Below are 23517 nucleotides of genomic sequence, written 5' to 3'. Positions count from 1 at the left end.
AATCCCATGCCCGCCAGTGAAATCCACTATTTCGGCATCCGCCACCACGGCCCCGGCTCTGCCGCGCGATTGCGCTCGGCGCTCGATCACCTGCGCCCGACTGCCGTACTGATCGAAGGGCCGGCGGATTGCAGCGATTTGCTCGCGCTGCTGTGTCATCAGGACATGCGCCCTCCCGTTGCGCTGATGGCATTCGCCAGCGAACATCCCGAGTGCAGCGTGTATTTTCCTTTTGCCGAGTACTCACCGGAGTACCAGGCGGTGCACTGGGCACACGAATCCGGTGTTCCGGTATCCCTGATTGATTTACCAGTCGCCGTACAGTTGGCGCTGTCTCTGGCTGAACAGGAATCTGATTCTGGGGAAACATCCCTGGATCCTGGCAGCGACAGTGAGCAAAGTGCGGAACCCGGTCAAAAGACAGAGGAGAAGGAGGCTGAAGCGGAGAGCAATGTTGCGAATGAAGAGCCCGCGTCAGTGTTGGCCTTCCAGCACCTGCGCACGGACCCCATTGGCTGTCTGGCGACCCTCGCCGGTTACGAAGATGGCGAGTCCTGGTGGAACGACCTGATCGAACAAAACAGCGATAGCGATACGGCACTGTTTGCGCAGGTTGCAGAGGCCATGGCCGCACTGCGGGAGGGCCTGGAAGATACACCGGTCACTCCAACCGTATGCCGTGAACTGGTGCTGGAAGCCCAACGTGAAGCGTATATGCGCCGCGAAATCGACCGTATTGCCAAGCAGGTTGACGGCCCGGTGGCGGTAATCTGCGGTGCCTGGCACGTGCCGGCGTTGCAGCAACCGGTGACCGCCAAGAGCGATCGTGACACCCTCAAGTCGCTGCCGCGCAAATTGCCGGCGAGCAAGATACGCCAGGCGTGGATTCCCTGGGCCACCGCCAAGCTCGCCAGTCGCTCCGGATACGGCGCCGGTGTGCAGGCCCCCATGTGGTACCAGCACCTGTGGCAAAACCGCAACCAGCCGGACTGGCTGGAGCACTGGCTGACCCAGACCGCCCGCGCCCTGCGCGACAACGGCCACACGGTTTCCACCGCCTCGGTCATTGAGGCCGCACGCCTGTGCCAAAGCCTCGCGGTAGTACGCGAGCGGCCTGCCGCAGGTATCGAGGAAGTGCGCGATGCCGTTATCGCGTGTTTATGCGACGGCGACCCGATCCGCTGGCACCAGCTGGAAAACACCCTGCTGCTCGGATCCGACGTGGGAAGTATTCCCGCGGAAGCGCCACTCGCACCGCTGCTGGAAGACCTGCAAATACAGCAGCGCAAATGCAAACTGAAACCGGAGGCGCTGCAGAAGGAGCTGGCACTGGATCTGCGCAGCGATTCAGGTCTCGCGCGCTCGACGCTGCTGCACAGGCTGAACATTCTCGGAGTGCCGTGGGGAAAAGCGGCCGGCAGTGGCAACAGCCGCGGCACCTTTCGCGAGCACTGGCGGCTGCAGTGGGAACCTGCGTACGCTGTACAGCTGGTGGAGAATCTCGTTTACGGATCCACCATCGAGAGTGCCGCTGCCAACAAAGCCGCAGAGGCCACCGCCAATGAACTCCAACTATACAAATTGGCGGAATGGATCCAGTTGTGCCTCGAGGCGCAATTACCTGCGGCCGCTGAAGCCGGGCTCGCTCGTCTCAGCGAGCGCGCTTCCCACACCAGTGATACCTACGCCCTGCTCACCGGTATTCCCGCGCTGATCAATATCAACCGCTACGGTACCGCGCGGGATATTTCCCTCAGCCATATCGGCGAGTTGATCCAGCGTCTGCTGGCACAGGCCACCGTAGCGCTGCCCTATGCCTGCCGTAATCTCGACGACGAAGAAGCACAGAGTCTCCACCGCTGCCTACAGGAGACCCACCAGGCCCTGCCGCTGATGCCGCTGGATTCCGATCTGCTCGCACATTGGCAGCAGGCACTGCGCACAGTTGCCCAGGAACACCAGTCCAGCCCTCTTCTCGCGGGCCTCTGCGCACGCCTGCTGTACCACGCGGACCATCTGAGCAGCGAAGAACTACAGGTACTGTTCCAGCGCACTCTGTCACCGGCCATTGCGACCGCAGATGCCGCGCGCTTTTTTGACGGATTTTTTTCCGGCGCCACCCAGCAACTGCTTTACGACGAAATGCTGCTGGACGCGATTCAGTCCTGGCTAGGCACCCTGAGCGGTGAAGATTTTGTGCAATACCTGCCTCTGTTCAGACGCCTGTTCGCGGATCTGGACAGCATGGAACGCCGACGCCTGATGGACACGGTTTTGCAGGGGCAGCAGACTCAGAGCCACGCCTGCGAACTGCTGCATGAAAATGCCGCCCTGTGGGATCAGCAACAATCGCTTCTCGGCAAACTGCTACAAGGAGAATCACCGTGGTACAAGTGAACGAAGCGGTTGCCGGTGAAACCTCGACCGAACCGGCGGATAAAAAGCGGGAACTCGAACGGCGCTGGCAACTGATATTGGGGAGCGAAAATGAATCCAGCGGGGCCCTCTCCGCAGACGACCAGCGCCTGATGTCCGCACTCAATGTACTCTACGGCGGCGCGGAGCCCGATAATAAAAAGGGCCGCGGCAGCCTGTCCCGCTCAGCACCAAAAGTATCGCGCTGGCTTGGAGATATCCGCGAATTTTTCCCCAGTTCCGTAGTACAAGTCGTTCAGCGCGATGCGTTCGAGCGCCTCGGTTTGAAACAAATGCTGATGGAGCCCGAGTTTCTCGCCGCAATTGAAGCCGACATTCACCTGGTGGCCGACCTGATCAGCCTGCGCCATGTGATGCCGGAAAAAACCCTGGAAACCGCCCGCGAAGTCATTGCCCGGGTGGTGGATGAATTAATGGCGCGGCTGGAAAAGAAAACCTCCGAATCCATCCGCGGCGCACTGAACAAATCCCGCCGCACTTTCCGTCCGCGCTTTGCCGACATCGACTGGCCGCGCACTATTGGCGCCAACCTGCGCCACTACCAGGCGGAATACCAGACGGTGATTCCGGAAAAACTGATCGGCTTTATGCGCCAGCAGCGGCGCATCACGGACCTTGATGAGGTAATACTGTGCGTGGACCAGTCGGGTTCTATGGCCACGTCGGTGGTGTACAGCTCGATCTTTGCCGCGGTAATGGCCTCCATCCCCGCAGTGACCACCAAGCTCGTGTGCTTCGATACCGCGATTGTCGACCTGACTGAAGACTTACAGGATCCGGTGAGTGTGTTGTTTGGGGTACAGCTGGGCGGGGGCACCGATATCAATCAGGCCGTCGCTTATTGTGAGAGCAAGATCGAACGTCCGGGCAAAACGCACCTGGTCCTGATTACCGATCTGTATGAGGGCGGCAACGCCGAAGAGTTGAAACAGCGGGTTTCCAATCTCGTTCAGCAGGGCGTGAACGTCATTACCCTGCTGGCGCTCAGCGACGAGGGACGCCCATCTTATGACGCCGCATTGGCCGCAGAATTTGCCACCCTCGGCAGCCCGGTTTTCGCCTGCACTCCGGATCAGTTCCCGGATCTGATGGCGACCGCGTTAAAGCGCGAAGATGTTTTGCAATGGGCGGCGGAAATGGACATCAAGTGCGTGCGGGGAGAAGAGTAAGCGCTCCACATGGCCACCACAGGCCAGGAGCGCCATTGTGCCCGTCCTTAGACGAAGTGCTGAACCTTGTTCTTGTAGCTGCGGCTCATTTTCAGACGCTCACCGTTACTCAGCACCAGGTGGTATTCGCCATTGATATGCGCGCAGATTTCCTGAACCCGCTGCAGGTTGACGATGGTTGACCGGTGAATGCGCTGGAAAATTTTCGGGTCCAGCTGTTGTTCCAGCTCCTTCATGGTAATGCGCATCACATGGGTTTCGCCCTTGGCGTGCACGCACATGTAATCGCCGGCGGCGTCGATCCAGTCAATCTCCCGCGACGGTACCAGCGTTATTTTTCCGGAATCCTTGATCGCGATTTTTTCCGGATAGCGGCTGCCACCCAGCTCGCCCGCGGCCAGTCTTTCTTCCAACACTTGTGGTGATTCCTGGGTCAGGTCTGCTACCGCTTCCAGCAATTGCTCGCGCTGGGCGGCCAGGTTTTCACTACCGAGTTTAATCCGCACTTTATCCAGGGCACGGCTGAGGCGGTCTTCCTCAATAGGCTTCAGTACATAGTCCACCGCATTGACCTCAAACGCCTCCACGGCGTATTGATCATAGGCCGTGACAAACACGATTTGCGGCAGGTCTTCCCGCGGCAGCAGTTGTACCAGATCCAAGCCACTGACGCCGGGCATCTGGATATCGAGAAACACGACGTCCGGGCGCAGAGCAACGATCTGCTCCAGCGCCTCGCGGCCATTACTGCACTCGGCGATTACCTCAACGTCCCCGAGGTGCTCGAGACGCAGACGCAGACCACGGCGGGCCAGGGGTTCATCATCAACGATGATGGTCTTGAGAATGTCACTGCTACCGGTCATGGTGTGTTCACCGCTTATTGATTTCGAACTACAAGTACATACTCACTCAGGCATCCTGCTCGAATGGAATCCTCAGATTAACTGCCAGCCCGCCACCGGGCAGGTTGCAGAAACGGGTTTTCTGTTCTTCGCCGTACAGGGCACGCAGGCGCTCACAGGTATTGCGGATACCCACGCCGCTGCCACTGCCCAGCCCCGCCAGCGCCTCCGGGGGTACACCTGGGCCATTGTCGCTGACTTCAATCAGCAGCTCGCCGGCAAACACCCGCGCGCGGATGTTGATCTCGCCACCCCATTCGCGCTGGGAGATGCCGTATTTGATCGCATTTTCCACCAAAGGTTGCAGTAGCAAGCTTGGAACCAGCCCTTTTGGCGCATCCCCTTCCAGGTCCACATTGACCTGCAGACGGTCCACAAAGCGCACTTTTTCGATGTCCAGGTACAGCTCCAACGCCTCGACTTCCTTGGCCAGGGTGACTTTCTGCATCGGATCGTTATCCAGCGAATGACGCAGGAACTGTGACAGGCGGGTCACCATGGTATTGGCGGTTTTGCCATCCTGATCCAGAACCAGCGTCGAAATCGCATTCAGGGTATTGAACAGGAAATGGGGATTCAGCTGGTAGCGCAGCATCTTCAGCTGCGACTGGTGGGCAATCGACTCCGCCTTCAGGGCCTTTTCCTGCTCCAGCTGGGACGCCTGGTAATACTTGATCCCGTAGTAAAGCGCCGCCCAGGTCATGTAGATCAGGAACGAATAGGAGAACCAGTACACCGCCAGGACCACCGGGTGTTCATCACTTTCCCTGCCATACAACCACAGCGAGCCGCCGAACTTGATCGCCGCCCACACGGCCGCAGCCAGAATCACTACAAACAGGGAGCCCACCAAACGAGAGGCGGCCGGCCTGTCCCAGAGTCTCTGAAATCCCCGGCGCATGACCTCGGATATGGCAATGCCAGATGCCGTAGCCACCGCGATATAACCGGTGTACAGCCAGTGGTTCTCGACCCAGAAGAAGCCGCCAATGAACGTCAGCAGGGTGTAGCCACCCCAGCCGCTGTACTGCAGCGCCCAGTATTGGTAGCGCTGCGAGGCGAGCTTTTCAGAGAGCCAGTTAAAAACCGAAGTACCCATAATTCTCCATAAACAGCGCAGAAAGTGCGCCAATCTGGGAAAATAGACTAAACGACCGGTGCTGCCGGCGAAATACCGCCAAACGCATCAAACAGACAGATTGCCGCAGGCCAAGGGTGAAAACCAAGGGGAAAGACCATGAAGTACTGGCTTTTCAAGTCGGAACCGGATGAGTACAGCCTGGATGACCTTAAAGGTGAAGCCGGACATACCGGCCGCTGGGACGGTATTCGCAACTATCAGGCGCGCAATTTCCTGCGCGACCAGGTAGCCGAGGGCGACGGTGTGCTCTTCTATCACAGCGCCTGCAAAGTGCCTGCCGTGGTGGGTACAGCGATCGTCGTTCGCGCCGCCTACCCCGATCCGGCGCAGTACAACCCCGAGAGCAAATACTTCGACCCCAAGGCTAGTGCCGACAAGCCACGCTGGTTTTGTGTGGATATCCAGTGGCAGAGTGAATTTGCCCGAGCGGTACCGCTGGCGGAGATCAAGCAGGACCCGGCACTGGCCGACATGGTGCTGGTGAAGCAGGGCCGACTGTCAATTCAGCCGGTGACCGAGACAGAGTGGCAGTATCTGATTGGGCGCGGAGGCCATCGATAACCCATCCCCCCCGATAAACTGCCCGTTTCGAAGAGAATTACATCAAATAAATTCCGCAATATGCTGCAGCGGTTTCTTTTCGATGGCCGGCACCTGCGCCCCCGCCGCAGGTAACCCCGCCACCACGATCATGTATGGGCGCTCGCTATCCGGGCGCTTCAGAATCCGGTTCAGGAACTTCATTGGGCTGGGAGTATGGGTCAGCGTCGCGACACCGGCGTTGTGCAGCGCGGCCAGCAGCATCCCCGTCGCAATGCCGACGGACTCTGCGGTGTAATAGTTTTTGCGCTGCTCACCGTTCTCTCCCGCGGAAAATTTCTTCAGGAAAATGACGATCAGGTACGGCGCGGTTTCCAGGAACGGCTTGTGGGCATCGGTACCCAGCGGGGCCAGGGCATCCAGCCACTCTTCGGACGCGCGCCGCTGGTAAAACTCCCGCTCTTCTTCCTCGGCCGCCAGCCGAATCTCGCGTTTTACTTCCGCAGACGCCACCACGCTGAAGTGCCACGGCTGCATATTCGCGCCGCTGGGGGCACTGCCCGCGGTGCGCAGGGCATCCTCGATTACGCTGCGCGGCAGCGGCTCCGCAGAGAAATCCCGCACCGAGCGCCGGCTGCGCATCTGCAGGTAAAAGGCTCGCGCCCGCGTGGCCATGTCCGCATCGTCGAGCCGCTGGAAAGACAGGGGAATAAATTGCTCTGTTTCCTGCTCGATCCCGGCCATTACACCACTCCCTTGGTACGTGCGATCAACAGGCTAAGAAGCGATAGCGCAGTGAGTACACCGACGATCACAGCGAGCAACAGGAACGGGCGAAACGGTTTACGCTCCACGTCGTTATGACCGCTTTGCAGGTACTGATCAACCCTGGCCTGGTCCTGGTCGGAGAGCTTTTTTACGGAGAGAGGCTGGTCTTTTTCCGTCATGAGGATTCTGGCCTCAGGCATTTTTATTGTGATGCACCGAGTCTATAAGAGACTCCACAACGAAAAAAGCCCCGCAGAGCGGGGCTGATCAGTTGATCAAATTCAGGGATTTCGCTCAGGAAATCAGAACAGTTCGTCTTCCATATCCATCAGGGTCGCGCTGCCCGCAACCACACTGCTGGCCAGGGCCGCAGTCTGCGGCAGCAGACGGGCAAAGTAGAAACGCGCCACTTTCACCTGACCGCGATAGAAGTCGTCGGCTTCGACCTGCGGCAGGGCAACGCTCGCCGCTTTCGCCCACATGTAGGCGTAAGCCACATAACCGAACAGGTTCAGGTAGTCCACGGAAGCCGCACCCGGTGCGTTGGGGTCCGTCTTGGACGCCTCGATCACCGCCGCAGTCACGTCTTTCAGGCGCGCCAGCTCGGTCGCCAGCGGCTGGATGAATTCCGCCAGGGCTTCGTTATCGCTGTTGGCATCGATGAATGCCTGTACGTCGGCTGCGAACAGCTCGAAGAAGGCGCCGCCGTTGGCAACGGTCTTGCGGCCGATCAGGTCCAGCGCCTGGATACCATTGGTACCTTCGTAGATCTGGGTAATACGCACGTCGCGCACCAGCTGCTCCTGGCCCCACTCGCGGATATAGCCGTGGCCGCCGAATACCTGCTGGCCGATCACGGTGCACTCCAGGCCCTTGTCGGTGAAGAAGGCTTTGGCCACCGGGGTCAGCAGCGCAACCATCGCTTCCGCGTGCTTCTTCTCCTCGCCCTCGCCAAACTTGGCAACATCCAGCCACTTGGCCACATAGGTAGACAGCGCGCGGCCACCACCGATGTAGGCTTTCTGGGTCAACAGCATGCGGCGCACGTCCGGATGCACGATGATCGGGTCTGCAGCTTTTTCCGGCTGCTTGGCACCTTCCGGGGAGCGGCTCTGAACGCGGTCACGAGCGTATTCGATGGCGCTCTGGTAAGAGCGTTCGGAAGCGCCGAGGCCCTGGATACCCACACCCAGGCGCTCGTAGTTCATCATGGTGAACATGGCGGCGAGGCCTTTGTTCACTTCACCTACCAGCCAGCCTTTGGCGCCATCAAAGTTCATCGCGCAGGTGGCAGAGGCCTTGATACCCATCTTGTGTTCGATGGAGCCACAGCTCACGCCATTGCGCTCGCCCAGGCTGCCGTCTTCGTTGACGAGGATCTTCGGCACCAGGAACAGGGAGATACCTTTCGGGCCTTTCGGTGCGTCCGGCAGCTTGGCCAGTACCAGGTGGATAATGTTCTCGGACAGGTCGTGGTCACCGCCGGTAATGAAGATCTTGGAGCCGGTAATGCTGTAGCTGCCGTCTTCCTGTGGCTCCGCCTTGGTGCGGATGATGCCGAGGTCGGTACCGGCATGCGGCTCGGTCAGGTCCATGGCGCCCGCCCAGGTACCGGCGTACATGTTCGGCAGGTACTTCTGTTTCAGTTCTTCACTGGCGTGGGCGTCAATGGCCAGGCAGGCACCGTTGGTCAGTACCGGGTAGAGCGCGAAGGAAATGTTCGCGGAGCAGATCATCTCTTCAACCTGCGCACCCAGCATCTTCGGCATGCCCATGCCGCCGAATTCCGGGTTGCCCACCAGTGCGCCCCAGCCGCCTTCACAGTAGGTGGCGTAGGCTTCCGGGAAGCCTTTCGGGGTGGTCACAACGCCGTCGTTCCAGTGACAGCCTTCTTCGTCACCGGAGCGGTTGATCGGGTCGAGGGTATTGGAGGCCACTTTGGCCATCTCTTCGAGGATCGCATCGGCGGTTTCGCGGTCGGCGGTTTCCGCCAGCGCTGGCAGGCGTGCCCACAGCTTATCTGCCTCAAATACCTCGTGCAGTAGGAAGTTCATCTCGCGCAGCGGCGCCTTGTACTCGGCCATGGTCTCGCTTCTCCAGAATCTTGAGATCAATCAGTTGTTTCAAACAATTGTTTGAAATCTAGGGCCAAGGCATGTCCAAGTCAAGCGGCCTGCAGGAATACGGGCGCTCGGTCAGTCGTTTTCCACGGAAAGGAGAGAAGCCCCGGAGCAGGATTTCCGGGGCACCAGGGATGGATAGGGACTACTCAGTATCCGGTATCAACAGGGAGAGATCGAGGTGTGCAGCGGCGTTGCGGTAGTCGGCCTGCGCATCGAACGGCAGCACCCCGAGACAGGGGGCCGGCAGCAGCGCGCGCAGCGTGCCCAGGTTTTCCTCGGCGCGCACCATGCCGCTCTCGCGCACGAAATTGCCCACCCAGCCCGCCAGCTGCAGGCCGTCACGTCGGATCGCCTCGGCGGTGAGCAGTGCGTGGTTAATACAGCCCAGCTCCATGCCCACCACCAGAATCACCGGCAGTTGCAGCGCCCTCGGCAGGTCCGAAAGCATGGTGCGCGGCGTCAGCGGTACCCGCCAGCCACCGGCCCCCTCGATCACGACAAACTCGGCGGCACCACTCATCACACCGCGACAAACCCCCGCCAGGCGTCCGGCATCAAGGTTCTTGCGCGCTTCCATCGCGGCAATATGAGGGGCGATGGCCGGTTCCAGCGCCACCGGATTCACCTGCTGGTAGGGCAGTTCCAGAGTCATTGCCTCCTGTAAGGTCAGCGCATCGCTGTTTCTCAGGCCCTGTTCGGTCAGCTCACAGCCGGACGCCACCGGTTTGACCGCGGCCGTCTGCAGTCCGCGCGCCGCAGCCGCCTGTAATAACGCCGCACTGACATAGGTTTTGCCAACTTCAGTATTGGTTCCGGTCACGAAAAACGTATGGGTCACGGAATCTTCCTCTATCAATTCAGTCTTTTTGTTTGACGCCTCTTTAAACGTCGTCTACTCGATGATAAATTGCCCATATAGAGCAATATTTAAACACCCACCTCCATACAAGAGGCGTCGGGGTTAGGAAAATTGCCTAACAAGTGCCCCGACCCTGGTCGGGGCAGACAGCCTAAGACAGCGCTGTCATAACGCATTTGCGTGATTAAGTCGCACCGCGCAACCAGTGTTCTCTTTGCCCCTCGGCAGGAACTCTGGAGGCGTGAGAGCAGGGAAGCTGATTTTGCCCCGGAAACCCACTGAAAACCGTCGAGAGCCATGCGATACATAAAACTGAGTCTGATTGCCCTGCTTCTGCTGCCGACCCTGGCACTTGCCAAGATCAAGCCTGTGGATGAAGTGGTCGTCTACAAATCAAAGCACCTGATGCAGCTTAAGCGTGCCGGCAAGGTCGTGAAAAGCTACAAGGTGGTATTCGGCAAGAATCCCGTGGGACATAAGCAGTATGCCGGTGACTCCCGCACGCCAGAGGGCCGCTATACCCTCAACTGGAAGAAGAAAAACAGCACCTATTACCGCGCGATCCAGGTTTCCTACCCGAATGCCGCCGACCGCGCACGGGCCAAGAAACTGGGCCGCAGCCCCGGTGGTGCCATCATGATCCACGGCCAGAAACCGCACTGGAAGAACATCGAACAGTACCTGACGCGGATGAACTGGACCGATGGCTGTATAGCCGTGACCAATCCGCAGATGGACGAGATCTGGGCCATGGTCGACACCGGCACGCCGATCGAAATCTTCCCCTGATTCTGGATCAGTCCACAGCCCGCCGCTCCGCGGCGGGCGCACTCCCTGCCACTTCCGTCTCCACGCTCCCTGCAACGCCTGCGACGGACTCTCTGGCAAGCTGCAGGTAAAGCACTTCATAACTCGCAGGCAATCCGGCTTTTACCCGGAAGCGGTCATAAGCATCCGCCAGCTGCCGCAGGCGAGCACGGCTCAGCAGGCCTTTCCCCGCGCCCCGGTTTACGTTCTGCGCACCGATACTTTTCAGTTCCCGCATCAGCGCGGTCACGCTGTCGAAGTGCAATACGCGCATTTCCCGTTCAAGTGTTCCCGCTAACCCAGAACCCCGTGCAGCCCCATGCCAATCCTCCGCGGGCAGGAAGCGGTTTACATGCACACCGTCATCAACCCGCGCCCAGCTGTCCTTGAGCTCGTGCAGGGTGTCGGGACCAAGAGTAGAAACCAGTGCCCGCCCGCCCGGCGCCGTCACCCGCCGAATCTCGGCAAACAACTGTGGCAGGCGGTAGCACCATTGCAAGGCGAAACTGGAGAACACCAGATCCACAGTCCCATCAGCCAGCGGCAACTGTTCCGCATCTGCGGCGATATAGCGGTTCGCATGTGGCCGGTGTTCACGCGCATAAGCCAGCATGGGCTGGGCGATGTCGAGGGCAATAATCTCCGCGTCCGGATAGCGGCGACGCAACAGCTCACTGCCATATCCAGTGCCACTGCCCAGGTCCAGGATACGCCGTGGTTCCCAACCCCCGAACGCGTCCGCCTGGCCCAGCAGTTGCCGGCAGACTGCACGCTGCAAATGTGCCGCGCTGTCGTAACTGGCTGCCGCACGGCCAAAAGCGCGGGCCACCGCGGCTTTTTCCAGGGGCGCCTCTTCCCGACCTTGCAGCAATCCTTGCAATATCCCGGCAACCAATTTGGGATTACTCAGGTGCGGACAATGGCCCGCCGACTCGACGAGCTCGACCTTTCCCCCCAGCCCGCGTATATGTTCCGCGGCCGTCACTGGCACCAGTGCGTCCTGGGCGCCGAAGATATGCAGGGATTGCACTGGTAATTGGGCGAGGCTTGCGCGGTTGTCGAGCTGGCCGAGGCACTCCAGAGCGGTATCCCAGCTCTTGGGCATTACTTCCGGTTGCCAGCTCTTGAGTGTTTTCAAGATACTGCGCATGGCGCTGTCGCCACGGGCCTGCAGCCCGCAGAAACGCTGCCAGTTTTTTTCCGGCTCGCTGCGCTGGGCGCTACAGAACTGTGTAAATACATCCGGCGCCATACCCGGCCAGCCGTCGCGGGCGACAAAGCGCCCGTTGGCAGCAATGGTGGCCAGCGCGCGGATTTTGGGTGAGCGCACCGCAAGCTGCACCGCGAGCATCCCCCCAAGAGACCAGCCGACCAGCAGACAGTTTTCCGGCAGACGAGCTTCCAGGTCGGCGAGCAGGGATTCAGTGCCGGGCCAGTCTTCGCCCACGCGACATCCGAAGCCCGGCAAATCAATACAGTGAAGCGCCTGGGGCAGCACCGCGAGCTCTTCGCGCAGCGGCTCCCAGCAGCGGCTGTCGCCGCCCCAGCCGTGGAGGAAAACAATGTGATCGATTTGCAGACTCACTCGTCCTCCCCGGTGCTTACTGGCTTGTGAATGTCTTGGAGAGTGGCCGCAAGTGCAGCCAGCAAGCCTTCGATTTGTTGCTCGGAATGGGCCGCAGACAGGGTAATCCGCAGCCGAGCCGTACCCGCAGGAACCGTGGGCGGCCGTATCGCCCCCACGAGAAAGCCCTGCTGCTGTAACGACTGCGCAACCGCAAGCACGGTTTCCTCACAGCCAAGCACCAGGGGCTGGATCGCACTGCGGGAGTTTTCCAACGGCAGGCCCAACGCATCCGCGCGCGCGCGGAAATAATCGATCCTGCTCTGCAGTGTCTGGCGCAGCGGTGCCCGCTGCATCAGCTCCAGCGCCGCCAGGCTGCCGGCGGCCACCGCCGGTGGCATGCCGGTGGTGTAGATGTAGGTACGGGCAAACTGGGTGAGATAGTCGATCAGTTCTCTGGAACCGGCCACAAAGGCACCGCCATTGCCGGCCGCTTTGCCCAGGGTGCCCATCACAATGGGCGCTGAATTCTGGTTCAGCCCCGCGGCGGCAGCGCTGCCCGCAACGGGAAACACCTCACTGCCCATGACACCAAAACCATGGGCCTCATCCACCATCAGCCAGGCATCGTAGCGCTCGCTGAGCCGCGCCATTTCCGCCAGCGGTGCCGTGTCGCCATCCATGCTGTAGACGCCGTCCACCGCCAGCAGGATCTTGCCGTCACTGCGGTTGCGTGCCCGTTGTAGCTGGCGCTCCAGGCCATCGAGATCATTGTGACCAAAGCGCACATATTGCGCGCCGCTTAAGCGGCCGCCGTCGATCAGGGAGGCGTGGTTGAGGCGGTCCTGCACCACAAAATCGCCGCGACCTACCAGTGCATTGATCACACCGACATTGGCCATATACCCGCTGCCAAACAGCAGCGCCGCGTCGCGTCCGGTCATTTCGGCGATCTTGTCCTGCAACTGCTGGTGAATGGCGAAGTGGCCGTTGACCAGGTGAGAGGCGGTGGCCCCGGCACCCAGGCCAGCGCCCCGCTGCTGCGCGGCGATCACATCGGGATGGGTGGCAAGGCCGAGATAGTCGTTGCTGCTGAAGGTAACCAGCTCGCGACCGTCTACCTCAGCGACAGGCCCCGGGGCCGCGGCCAGTGTTTTATGGCTGCGGTACAGCTGTTGCGCCCGGCGTTCGGCCAGGCGCTCGTGCAGAAATGTTTGCAGGCTGGAGGTCAAAACCGCTGACCGGAATTACGCCTTGGCGGCGTCGTAGAAAAATGGATCGTTCTGCTGCTCCGTGATCTGCGCCTGTAGCCCGGCTTCCACAGCGGTTTCATCCTCGTACTGCTGGTACTCCTCGGGCTTGATACCGAGACGCGCGAACAGCTGCATATCCTTGTTGGCTTCGGGGTTGCCGGTGGTGAGCAGCTTCTCGCCGTAGAAAATGGAGTTGGCACCAGCCAGAAACGCCAGTGACTGCATCTCGTCGTTCATGGACTCACGACCGGCCGAAAGGCGCACATGGGATTTCGGCATCATGATGCGGGCCACGGCGATGCAGCGGATAAATTCGAACGGATCCAGGTCCTCGTTTTCCGCCAGCGGTGTACCCGCCACTTTCACCAGCATGTTGATCGGTACAGACTCCGGATGGTCAGGCAGGTTCGCCAGCTGCATCAGCAGGCCGGCACGATCCTTTTCGCCCTCACCGAGGCCGATGATGCCGCCGGCACAGACTTTCATCCCCGCGGCGCGCACATTGGCCAGAGTATCGAGGCGATTCTGGTAAGTGCGGGTAGTGATGATCTCGCCATAGTATTCCGGCGAGGTATCCAGGTTGTGGTTGTAGTAATCCAGACCCGCATCGGCCAGGCCCTTGGCCTGCTCGTCACTGAGCATGCCGAGGGTCATGCAGGTTTCCAGGCCCAGCGCTTTGACCTCTTTCACCATCTGGGTGACGTAAGGCATGTCCTTGTTCTTCGGCGAGCGCCACGCGGCACCCATGCAGAAGCGGGTGGCACCACTGGCCTTGGCCGCGCGGGCTTCCTCCACCACCTTTTCCACCTTCATCAGCTTCTCGCGCTCAAGGCCGGTGTCGTAACGGGCACTCTGCGGGCAGTAAGTGCAGTCTTCCGGGCAGGCGCCTGTTTTGATGGAACAAAGGGTGCTCACCTGTACCCGGTTGGCATCAAAATGTGTCCGGTGCACCTGCTGCGCGGTGAACAGCAGATCGTTGAACGGCAGCGCGAACAGGTCGAGTACCTGCTGACGGGTCCAATCGTGGCGGATAGTCGCTTCGGGAATTTGCTGGGTGGCAGTCACTGGGATTACTCTCCTCGGGGGCCGCGGGACTTATTGGTCATTATCCGGCCGGGGATCGATAGTTGAAGGTCTGCAGTGTAGCGGTGGCCCAACCGCTGTCAACCAAATGAACCACGAGCGGTTTACAAGTCATTTTGTGAGATACCCAGGGAGGGAGCCCGGTTGTTCACGTTTATCGCAAACCAGCTGCAACGCAGACTCACCCGCTGCCTGCTCTGTAATGCCGCGGAGGCCGACGCCTGCGGCACCTGCGCTCCCTGCCGCCACGAACTGCCACACCTCGGGCAAGCCTGCCAACAGTGCGCACTACCGCTGGCGACGGCCACTGACACGCTCTGTCCCCGCTGCCTGCGGCAGCCGCCATCCAACAGTTCCTGCCACGCCTGCTGGTATTACGCCTACCCGGTAGCGCAGCTGATCCAGCGCTTTAAATATCGCGCAGACCTGACCGCCGGACGTACGCTTGCCGAGGTTGCAGCGCAGCAGCTGGCGCCCGCCGTCTCACGCGACAACCGCCCCGACCTGCTGGTGCCGATGCCACTGCACTGGCGCCGCCAGCTCGCTCGCGGCTATAACCAGGCACAACTGATCGCCGATATCTGGGGCCGTCGCTGGCAAATACCGGTAAATAACAGGCTGCTCCGAAAAGCCGTATTTACCGGCAGCCAGCAACAGCTGAAGCGGGAAGAGCGTTTGAAAAACCTGTCACGAAGCTTCGCCGCATCGAATGCCGTCAAAGGTCGGCATATTGGCCTGGTGGACGACGTCATCACCACCGGCGCCTCTCTGGAAGCGGCCTCCGCAACCCTGCTGACTGCCGGGGCACGATTGGTTAGTACTTACGCACTGGCCAGAACGCCCTAGGTGTTTTCCAGTCTGCCCCTGCATCCACCCGGTACCCGGGTACCGGTTTCTAGACCGTGGTGGTCCTTGGCGTCACAATAGCCGCCCTTTGTGGCCAAGTGATCACTGCGTATACAGGCTGCTAACGTTAAAGTAGTAGGTCGCCCGGCTGTGGCCAGGCGCGACACACAGGATGAAGTAACGATGAGTGAATACAAAATGCCCCGCGGCATCGTCATCAGCGGCACCGGCCTGTGGACGCCGCCAGAAGCCATCAGCAACGAAGAGCTGGTCGCCGCCATGAACACCTATGCGGAAAAGTACAATCGCGACAACGCCGCTGCCATCGAAGCCGGCGAGATGGAGGCCAAGCCCTTCTCCTCCGCCGAGTTCATTGAGAAAGCCTCCGGTATCAAGAGCCGCTATGTGGTCTCCAAGGAAGGCATTATCGACCCCGAGCGCATGCGTCCCTACCTGCCAGAGCGCGGTGACGACGAGCTCAGCCTGCAGGCAGAAATGGGGCTGAAAGCTGCAAAGCTCGCACTGGAAAAAGCCAACAAGAAGCCGGAAGACATCGATGCGGTGATTGTCAGCGCTTCTTACCTGCAGCGCGCCTACCCCGCCATCGCTATCGAGATTCAGGGTGAACTCGGAATCGACGGCTTTGCCTTTGATATGGAAGTGGCCTGTTCTTCCGCGACCTTCGCCCTGCAGCGGGCCGTGGATACGATCAGCTCCGGTTCTGCGCGCGCAGTGCTGGTGATCAGCCCGGAATTGACCACCCCGCAGGTAGATTACACCGACCGCGACAGCCACTTCATTTTTGGTGATGTCGCTGTGGCCAGCGTGGTTGAGCGCCGCGAGGCCTGCAACGCGGAAACCGCCTGGGAAGTGCTCGGCACCAAAGCCAAGACCGTATTCTCCAACAATATCCGCTCCAACTTCGGCTATGTAGCCCGCGCTGAGGATGTTGACCCATTCGGTGCCGGGAAACTGTTCCGCCAGAACGGACGCAAGGTGTTCAAGGAAGTCTGCCCGATGGCAGCGGCGCATCTGGAAAACCAGGTACAGGAGATCGGCGTGGAGCCCGGCAGCATCGATCGCTGGTGGCTGCACCAGGCGAATATCAATATGAACAACCTGATCGCGAAAAAGCTGATGGGTGATGAAGCATCTATCGAGCGCGCGCCCATTGTTCTCGACACCTACGCCAATACCGCTTCCGCCGGTTCGGTGATCGCGTTCAACCTGTACAGCGACGACCTGCCAGTGGGCAGCAAGGGTGTGATCTGCTCCTTCGGTGCGGGCTATTCCATCGGCAGCCTGGCGCTGGAAAAAGTCGCAATATAAGCACGTTGCTGTTCACTTAAATGATCCAGTGGCGGCGGTGCTAGCGGGTGCGGTCTTACGAGACACGCCGTAAACCCATCCATGGGGGCTCTTCCGCGACATCCCTGTCGCAGAAGGTCTCGAAAGACCGCACCCGCTATCACCGCCTTCGCCCATGGCTGGGTTAAGAGAACAGCATTGGGGGCACTATCGAGCCAGCCCCCAATCGGGGCTGGCTTGTATCAAACACCTTGGAATTCAGCGTTCGCTGAATACCCTGGCCGCCAGCGCCGGATACGCCGGAGACTCGCGGAAAGCCGCCATCTGCGGGTCCACGTCCAGAAACACCATGGAGTGGGAGCGCTGCTCCAGTGCCCGTTCCAGCCATTCCCCCGCCAGCGCCAACTCGTCCAGAGCCAAATATGCCCGGGCGATCTCATAGGACGGCTGGTATTCACCAGATGCCTGCAGATCCGCAAGTAACCCGCGCGCTTCCTCCCGATCTCCCTGCTCCCCTTTTAGCGCCAGAGCACGTGCCAGCGCCGCAATGCCGATCCCACTACCGCCGGAACGCGCGACATTTTCCCGCAGCGAGGCAACCGCCCCCGGGTAATCCCCCTGCATTTCCATGGTCCAGCCGCGCCACAGGTATACCAGCTCAAAGTCCGGATTCAACTCCTGGGCCAGGGCCAGCTGGTTCAGGGCAGACTCGTGGGCACCGGCGTGATAGAGCACCCAGCCCAGCGCTGCATTGGCAATCAGCGACAGGGGATCCAGCTCGGTGGCGCGGCGCATTTCCCGCTCGGCCTCGTCGAAACGACCGGCGGCCACCAGCAGGTTTGCATACCACTGGTGCGCCTTGGATGAATCCGGGTTGATGGCAATCGCCTGCAGGAAGCGCGCTTCCGCCTCTTCGAAGTCCCAGTCGTAGTAGAGCGCCACATAGCCCAGGTTCGCCTCCGCCGATGCATTGCGGGGGTCCAGTTGCAGGGCCCTGCGGGCAGCGCCCTTGGCCCGGGTGAACGCCTCCGACGGCGCCATGTAATCGTAAAAGCCCAGCACTGCGAAGGCATCTGCGAGCCCCGCCCAGGCCGGCGCATAATCTGGTGCCAGGCCAATGGCGTCTTCGAAAAACTGTACCGCGGCGCTCAGGTCGTGGTTCGAGCGTTTGTGCCAGAAAAAGCGTCCCTTGAGATAATTGTCGTAGGCCGCAGGATCAATACGCACATGGGTAATTTCTTCCCCGTCCTGCAATTCGCCGGCGAGGGCGCTGGCAATTTCCAGCGCGATCTCTTCCTGCACGGCAAAAATGTCCGTCAGTTCCCGCTGGTAACTCCGCGCCCACAGCTGGTAGCCATTTTCCGTATCGATCAGCCGCACATTGATGCGCAGCTGTTCTCCGTCACGGCGCACACTGCCCTCCACCAGCGCATCGGATTTCAGGCGTTCGCCAATGCTTCGGGCATCGAGGGCGGTTTCCCGCAGCGCAAAGGACGATGTCCGCGATACCACACGCAATCCCGGGAACCCGGACAGACGGTTGAGAATGTCATCCGCAAGCCCGTCGCCAAAATAGTCACGCTGGTTGTTTTCGCTCGCATTCACGAACGGCATGACCGCCACCGAGCCAAAATTTCTGCGTGTTTCACCCCGGTCGGATATGGACTGCACCGAGAGATACAGCGCGCTGACAGCGGCAACCAGTACAAAGGCCGCGGCGGCAATGTATTTCCACCGCCCCGGCACCACCGGCCTGGCAACCTCTGGCGCTGCTGGTGCAATCTCTTCAGATATAACCGGCGCAATAAAGCGATAGCCCTGCTTTGGGACCGTTTCGACAAAACGCGAGCTGCGCGCGGAATCGTTGAGCGCCTGGCGCAGTTTTCGCACCAGGGTATTGAGGTTGTCGTCGAGAATGCCGGAAGAATCATCCGGCCAGAAATACTGGAAGAGTTCGTCCCGCGAGACCAGGTCGCCGGCGCGGGCCACCAGCAGCGCAAGCAATCGCAGTGGCAATTCCTGAATAGCCACCGGCCTGCCCCGCTTCAATAAACGGTGATTTTCGTGGTCGAGCTCAAATTCGCCAAAGCGCTGTGTCGTCATACACCACACCCGATTCATTCCGTGGTGCACCCCGCACCTCGGGTGCAGTTCATGTGTACAGCTAAGCAATTGATTTAACGGGATATCTCCGTTCAGGTAAAGGTTCAGAGGCGGTTCATTGCCGGTTCGCAGCCGGGCTGCTTGGATAGTCCACAGGCCTCAGGCACAACGCCGGCGGCCGCTCTACCTCAAAACCAAAGGAGAAACTGACCATGCGCAGCTCACTCACAGCCTTCATTCTGTTACTTGCCAGTGCCACCACATTTGCCGCTGAAAACCATCAGTACATCATTGAACGCACCATCCCCGGTGCCCAGCAGCTGACCGCCGAGGAACTCAAAGCCATCTCGCAGAAGTCCCGCGCAGTGCTCGATTCCCTGGGTCCGGAAATCCAGTGGCAACAAAGCTACGTCGCGGAAGACAAGTTCTACTGCGTGTACAAAGCCCCGAACAAGGAAATCATTGCCAAGCACGCCAAGCTCGGCGGTTTCCCCGCGGACAAGATCGTCGAAGTCAGCGGAATCATCGGCCCGCAAACCGCGGACTGACACGTCCACAGTTGCAGCCTTCCTGAGGCCGTCCGCAGTTTGGCCGGCCACAGGCTTCCGCCCACACGCGCGCTTTGATTGTGCTGCCAGAGACGGCGAGTTAGCATGCGCTTCCCAGCCGGCCACAAGCGCGATGTACGATATGTCAGAAAGCCAGCACCCCTACGATTCCCTGACACCAGATACCGTAATCGACTGCGTGGAAAGTGTCGGTCTGCTGTCCGACGCACGAATTTTCCCCCTCAACAGTTACGAAAACCGTGTCTATCAGGTAGGCATTGACGAATCCCAACCGCTGATTGCCAAATTCTACCGCCCCGAACGCTGGACCGATGCGCAGATCCGCGAGGAGCATCAGTTTTCCCGCGAACTGGTCGACGCCGAGGTATCTGTGGTGGCGCCGCTGGAAATCAATGGCGATACGCTGCATGAGGCACACGGCTTCCGCTTTGCGCTGTTCCCCCGCCGCGGTGGACGCCAGGTGGAACTGGATAATTTCGACCACCTGGAGCAGGTGGGCACCATGCTCGGGCGCATTCACGCTATCGGCGCCGCGCGACCGTTTGAACACCGCCGCGCGCTTTCACTACAGACTTTCGCAGTCGAAAGCCGCGAGTTCATCCTCGGTGGCGATTTCCTGCCGCGGGAAAACCGGGAGGCCTACGAAACCGTAAGCGCCCACGTGCTCGAAAAGATTGCCCCGGTATTCGAACGCCAGTGGCCAACCCTGCGCCTGCACGGCGATTGCCACAGCGGTAACTTCCTGTGGCGCGACGACACCCCCTGGTTTGTGGACCTCGACGACTGCATGCAGGGCCCGGCGATCCAGGATATCTGGATGTTGATTTCCGGCAATCGTGCCGAACAGACCGCCTACCTCGACGCAGTGGTGGAAGGTTACGAAACCTTCTACCCTTTCGATCCCCAGCAACTGCAACTGGTGGAACCCCTGCGCTGCCTGCGCCAGATGCACCACGCGGCCTGGCTCGCGCGGCGCTGGCAGGATCCGGCATTCCCGCTGGCGTTCCCCTGGTTTAATACACCGCGGTACTGGGCCGAGCATATTCTCGCCCTGCGTGAGCAGCTTGCGATGCTGCAGGAGCCCCCGTTGACCCTGGGCGCGGTTTAGCCACGCGCAGACGGGACACGGTCAGGAAAAAGGAAGGAGTAAAACATGGAAAACAGCCACGCTCAGGTCATGCAAGACAAGCAAGACTCGCTGTGGAATAGCATCCGCAAAGACGTCGCGGTACAGGTCGAGCGGGAACCGATCCTCGCAAGTTTTCTGCATGCGACCATCCTGAATCACACCTCGATGGAGGCCGCTCTCAGCTTCCATCTCGCGAACAAGCTCGACAGTGCCGTTGCCCCGGCACTGCTGATTCGCGAAGTGATCGACGAAGCACTGCAGGCAGACCCGACCATCGCGGCCGCTGCGCGCGCCGACCTACTTGCAGTCGATCAGCGCGACAGCGCCTGCCACTCACTCTATGAGCCATTCCTGTTCTTCAAAGGCTTCCATGCCCTGCAGGCCTGGCGCGTAGCCCACTGGCTATGGCAGCAGAACCGCCGCTCGCTGGCGCTGTTCGTACAGCACCGCATCTCGGTGGTATTCGGCGTGGATATCCACCCCGCGGCGCATCTGGGGCAGGGCATACTGCTGGATCACGCCACCGGCATCGTCATCGGCGAAACCGCCGTGGTGGAAGACAATGTTTCGATCATGCAGTCCGTCACTCTCGGCGGTACCGGCAAGGAATCTGGCGACCGTCACCCGAAGGTACGCTGCGGCGTACTAATTGGCGCCGGCACCAAGATTCTCGGCAATATCGAGATTGGCCGTTGCTCGCAGATCGCCTCCGGCAGTGTGGTACTCAAATCTGTACCGGAAAAATCCCTGGTTGCCGGCGTTCCCGCCAAAGTGATTGGTGAAGCCAGCTGCGACCAGCCCGCACTGTCGATGAACCAATGTGCCCTGTCGCAGGTCGATCAGTTGGGCTGAAATTACTGACAGCTCCGCAATCCACTCAATACCGCGCCCCTGCGGCGGAGCTATCCTGTAACCATGAAATACAGTCTCAGCGCTAAAAATCTCGTCTGCCGCAATCTGGAAAACCGTGCCGGATACTGCGCAGATCTGCTCAACCCCAAGCAAAGCAAGGAAATCACCGGGCTGCTGCGCACCGACAGCGGTCTGCTATCCGCCCGGTTTAACCAGGTGGTGAGCAATGCCGTAGCGCTGCCGCGCATCCTGCAGCGCTTTGTGGTGGATTACTTTGCCGAGCGCCACAGCCCGTTTTCCCTCTGGCACTGTGCCAGCCGGCCACTGGACGACGAAGCGCTGAAAGAATTGGGGCTGGTAGAACAGCCACCGCTGATTGCCATGGCCGCCGAAGTAAAACAGCTCGCCGCCGACGGCAAACCACTCCCCGAGCTGGAAATTCGCGCCGTCGCCAATGCAGAAGACCTGCTCGCCTTCGGTGAACTGATCGCGGAGATTCAGGACAACCCGCGCGAAAGTGCCCAGATAAAGAAGTTTTACCAGCAGCTCGCAACGCTGCCGGAGCACAAATACAGTCGGCTGAAATTTTATATCGGTCTGTATCAGGGCAAGCCCGCCGCCACAGGAAGCCTGTTTTCCTCCGCCGATGCCCTCGGCTTCTATGACCTCGGCACACTGCCGGAATATCGACAGCGCGGAATCGGCACTGCCATGTTCCAGCATCTGGTCGGCGAAGTTATCCACAGCCATCACAAGCATACCGTGGCGCTGGTGGCAGAAGAGCAGCAGGACCTGTGGCTGAACGCCGGCTTTTACGCCGTGGGCGAAGTTTCGCGCTTCGATTTCACACCCGAGCGGGGCGGCGCGCATCAGGTGAACCAGCGACAGGAGAGCACGGGTACAGATAAGGACGGCGGCCCCGCCAGTACCTGATCCACAGGGAGCAGGCACACGGCCGCCCTGACTGGACTGCCGGCGCTCAGGCGCGGTCAATGGGAAAGGCGATAACCTGCTCAATACGCTCCGCTTTACAGGCCAGCATCACCAACCGATCCACCCCCAGCGCCACGCCGGCACAGTCCGGCATCCCGGCGATGAGCGCCTCAACAAGACGATCCTCGAAAGGCCGCACCGCCTTGTCGTTCTCCTGCCGATAGCGCTGATCTGCTTCGAACCGACGCAACTGCTCCGCCGCATCGGTCAGCTCCCAGTAACCGTTCGCCAGTTCCATACCACCAACATAGGCCTCGAAACGCCGAGCAACCGGCACGCCCTGCTCATCCTTTTCCACCCGCGCCAGCGCCGCCTGGCTCGCCGGAAAGTCATAGAGCAGGGTAATCCCGGAACTCATGCGCGGCTCGATATAGTGGCTCATCAGCAGATCCAGGCACTCATCCCGCCCGGCCGGTTCAAAAGAAAGCTCCAGCTTTTCACTCACGCAGGCCTTCAGCTCGGCAAAGGTCGCCCGATGCGGATCCAGACCGAGCATCTGCAGGAACAGGGCACGGTAGCTGTAGGAGCAGACCCGGGTAATTTTCAGCAACCGTGACAGCAACTCTCCCACCTCGATCATCAGGCGATGGTCATCCCAACCGTGGCGATACCACTCCAGCATGGTGAACTCGGGATTGTGGCGGCCACCCGCCTCGCCATTGCGAAACGCCTTGCCGAGGTAATAGCAGTCACCGAAGCCCCCTGCGATCAGGCGCTTGAGGCCGAATTCCGGGCTGGTTGCCAGATAGGCCTTGTCGCCGCTGCATTCGGCACTGATGGATTCAATGTGGGGATCACTGGTGGCGCGACGGGACAACACCGGTACCTCCACTTCCAATACTTCCCGCTCGCTGAAAAACCGGCGGATATCGGCCAGTAGGCTGGCGCGACAGCGCAGGTTGTCGAGAGGGGCGGTAGGGCGCCAGAGAGCATCAGACATAGGCATTCGTCAAAAAAGAATTGGCGTGATGATTCAGCTTAGTTAGCAATCCACAATCTCCGAAGCGAAGGAGAAGTGCGGGGTGAGGTTTTTCGAAAGCGTCGGAAACACGGATGTTTCCGACGCAGC

The 23517-nt window shown here is 60.2% G+C and carries 21 protein-coding genes; 10 read left to right on the top strand and 11 right to left on the bottom strand.

Features of this window, described 5'->3' with window-relative positions:
• The first annotated feature begins 6 nt into the window (after positions 1–6).
• Together LC093_RS09695 and LC093_RS20455 are read left to right on the top strand one after the other, a co-directional pair.
• Complete coding sequence (locus tag LC093_RS09695; protein WP_226664576.1) at positions 7–2397, top strand: DUF5682 family protein; 2391 nt, start codon at positions 7–9, stop codon at positions 2395–2397.
• Positions 2385–3605 (top strand): VWA domain-containing protein, encoded by a 1221-nt coding sequence (locus tag LC093_RS20455; RefSeq protein WP_226664574.1) that lies wholly within the window; start codon positions 2385–2387, stop codon positions 3603–3605. Before LC093_RS09695 ends, LC093_RS20455 begins: the two co-directional genes overlap by 13 nt.
• A 47-nt stretch (positions 3606–3652) precedes the next feature.
• On the opposite strand, the gene LC093_RS09685 is transcribed toward LC093_RS20455, so the two are convergent.
• On the bottom strand, positions 3653–4471 hold the full coding sequence (locus LC093_RS09685) for a LytR/AlgR family response regulator transcription factor (protein WP_226664572.1): 819 nt from the start codon (positions 4469–4471) through the stop codon (positions 3653–3655).
• 46 nt (positions 4472–4517) lie between these two features.
• Positions 4518–5609 (bottom strand): sensor histidine kinase, encoded by a 1092-nt coding sequence (locus tag LC093_RS09680; RefSeq protein ID WP_226664570.1) that lies wholly within the window; start codon positions 5607–5609, stop codon positions 4518–4520.
• A gap of 138 nt (positions 5610–5747) precedes the next feature.
• Here LC093_RS09680 and LC093_RS09675 point away from each other — a divergent pair, with 138 nt between their 5' ends.
• The gene (locus LC093_RS09675) at positions 5748–6212 is read left to right on the top strand and encodes an EVE domain-containing protein (protein ID WP_226664568.1); all 465 of its coding nucleotides are present in this window, start codon (positions 5748–5750) and stop codon (positions 6210–6212) included.
• Positions 6213–6254: 42 nt separating this feature from the next.
• Here the strand turns inward: LC093_RS09675 and LC093_RS09670 are convergent, their stop codons facing one another.
• The 4 genes from LC093_RS09670 to bioD all read right to left on the bottom strand — a co-directional run bounded on the left by LC093_RS09670 (position 6255) and on the right by bioD (position 9920).
• Positions 6255–6935: a nitroreductase family protein gene (locus tag LC093_RS09670; RefSeq protein ID WP_226664565.1), complete on the bottom strand. Its 681-nt coding sequence runs from the start codon at positions 6933–6935 to the stop codon at positions 6255–6257.
• Positions 6935–7138 (bottom strand): DUF3094 family protein, encoded by a 204-nt coding sequence (locus LC093_RS09665; RefSeq protein WP_226664563.1) that lies wholly within the window; start codon positions 7136–7138, stop codon positions 6935–6937. Before LC093_RS09665 ends, LC093_RS09670 begins: the two co-directional genes overlap by 1 nt.
• A 123-nt stretch (positions 7139–7261) precedes the next feature.
• Positions 7262–9043, bottom strand: coding sequence for an acyl-CoA dehydrogenase C-terminal domain-containing protein (locus LC093_RS09660; protein WP_226664562.1), 1782 nt, complete (start codon positions 9041–9043; stop codon positions 7262–7264).
• A gap of 181 nt (positions 9044–9224) precedes the next feature.
• On the bottom strand, positions 9225–9920 hold the full coding sequence (gene bioD, locus LC093_RS09655) for a dethiobiotin synthase (RefSeq protein WP_226664560.1): 696 nt from the start codon (positions 9918–9920) through the stop codon (positions 9225–9227).
• Between the two features lie 318 nt (positions 9921–10238).
• Here bioD and LC093_RS09650 point away from each other — a divergent pair, with 318 nt between their 5' ends.
• Positions 10239–10730 carry a L,D-transpeptidase family protein gene (locus LC093_RS09650; RefSeq protein ID WP_226664554.1) on the top strand — a complete coding sequence of 164 codons (492 nt, stop codon included), beginning with the start codon at positions 10239–10241 and terminating at the stop codon, positions 10728–10730.
• 7 nt (positions 10731–10737) lie between these two features.
• Here the strand turns inward: LC093_RS09650 and bioC are convergent, their stop codons facing one another.
• From bioC to bioB, 3 genes are read right to left on the bottom strand one after another with little or no spacing between them, the layout of a single operon-like run.
• Complete coding sequence (gene bioC, locus LC093_RS09645) at positions 10738–12333, bottom strand: malonyl-ACP O-methyltransferase BioC (RefSeq protein WP_226664552.1); 1596 nt, start codon at positions 12331–12333, stop codon at positions 10738–10740.
• Complete coding sequence (gene bioF, locus LC093_RS09640; protein WP_226664550.1) at positions 12330–13544, bottom strand: 8-amino-7-oxononanoate synthase; 1215 nt, start codon at positions 13542–13544, stop codon at positions 12330–12332. Before bioF ends, bioC begins: the two co-directional genes overlap by 4 nt.
• 15 nt (positions 13545–13559) lie before the next feature.
• Positions 13560–14630, bottom strand: coding sequence for a biotin synthase BioB (gene bioB / locus LC093_RS09635; protein WP_319004916.1), 1071 nt, complete (start codon positions 14628–14630; stop codon positions 13560–13562).
• A 162-nt stretch (positions 14631–14792) separates the two neighbouring features.
• Here bioB and LC093_RS09630 point away from each other — a divergent pair, with 162 nt between their 5' ends.
• Together LC093_RS09630 and LC093_RS09625 are read left to right on the top strand one after the other, a co-directional pair.
• Entirely contained in the window at positions 14793–15494 is a 702-nt protein-coding gene (locus tag LC093_RS09630) for a ComF family protein (RefSeq protein ID WP_226664547.1), read from the top strand.
• A 183-nt stretch (positions 15495–15677) separates the two neighbouring features.
• The gene (locus LC093_RS09625; RefSeq protein WP_226664545.1) at positions 15678–16823 is read left to right on the top strand and encodes a beta-ketoacyl-ACP synthase III; all 1146 of its coding nucleotides are present in this window, start codon (positions 15678–15680) and stop codon (positions 16821–16823) included.
• 237 nt (positions 16824–17060) lie between these two features.
• On the opposite strand, the gene LC093_RS09620 is transcribed toward LC093_RS09625, so the two are convergent.
• A complete protein-coding gene (locus LC093_RS09620; RefSeq protein WP_226664543.1) occupies positions 17061–18905 on the bottom strand; it encodes a winged helix-turn-helix domain-containing tetratricopeptide repeat protein in 1845 nt (614 codons plus the stop codon).
• 212 nt (positions 18906–19117) lie between these two features.
• Here LC093_RS09620 and LC093_RS09615 point away from each other — a divergent pair, with 212 nt between their 5' ends.
• The 4 genes from LC093_RS09615 to LC093_RS09600 all read left to right on the top strand — a co-directional run bounded on the left by LC093_RS09615 (position 19118) and on the right by LC093_RS09600 (position 22388).
• The gene (locus LC093_RS09615; protein WP_226664541.1) at positions 19118–19453 is read left to right on the top strand and encodes a DUF4242 domain-containing protein; all 336 of its coding nucleotides are present in this window, start codon (positions 19118–19120) and stop codon (positions 19451–19453) included.
• A 142-nt stretch (positions 19454–19595) separates the two neighbouring features.
• On the top strand, positions 19596–20582 hold the full coding sequence (locus LC093_RS09610) for a serine/threonine protein kinase (RefSeq protein ID WP_226664540.1): 987 nt from the start codon (positions 19596–19598) through the stop codon (positions 20580–20582).
• Between the two features lie 69 nt (positions 20583–20651).
• Positions 20652–21455 carry a serine O-acetyltransferase gene (gene cysE / locus LC093_RS09605; protein ID WP_413231503.1) on the top strand — a complete coding sequence of 268 codons (804 nt, stop codon included), beginning with the start codon at positions 20652–20654 and terminating at the stop codon, positions 21453–21455.
• 63 nt (positions 21456–21518) lie between these two features.
• Entirely contained in the window at positions 21519–22388 is an 870-nt protein-coding gene (locus LC093_RS09600; RefSeq protein WP_226664536.1) for a GNAT family N-acetyltransferase, read from the top strand.
• Positions 22389–22434: 46 nt separating this feature from the next.
• Here the strand turns inward: LC093_RS09600 and epmA are convergent, their stop codons facing one another.
• On the bottom strand, positions 22435–23388 hold the full coding sequence (gene epmA, locus LC093_RS09595; protein ID WP_226664535.1) for an EF-P lysine aminoacylase EpmA: 954 nt from the start codon (positions 23386–23388) through the stop codon (positions 22435–22437).
• Between the last annotated feature and the right edge of the window lie 129 nt (positions 23389–23517).

It is taken from the genome of Microbulbifer aggregans, from assembly GCF_020524005.1.
GTDB classification, from domain to species: domain Bacteria; phylum Pseudomonadota; class Gammaproteobacteria; order Pseudomonadales; family Cellvibrionaceae; genus Microbulbifer; species Microbulbifer aggregans_A.
This window is presented reverse-complemented; position numbering and strand designations above follow the sequence as displayed.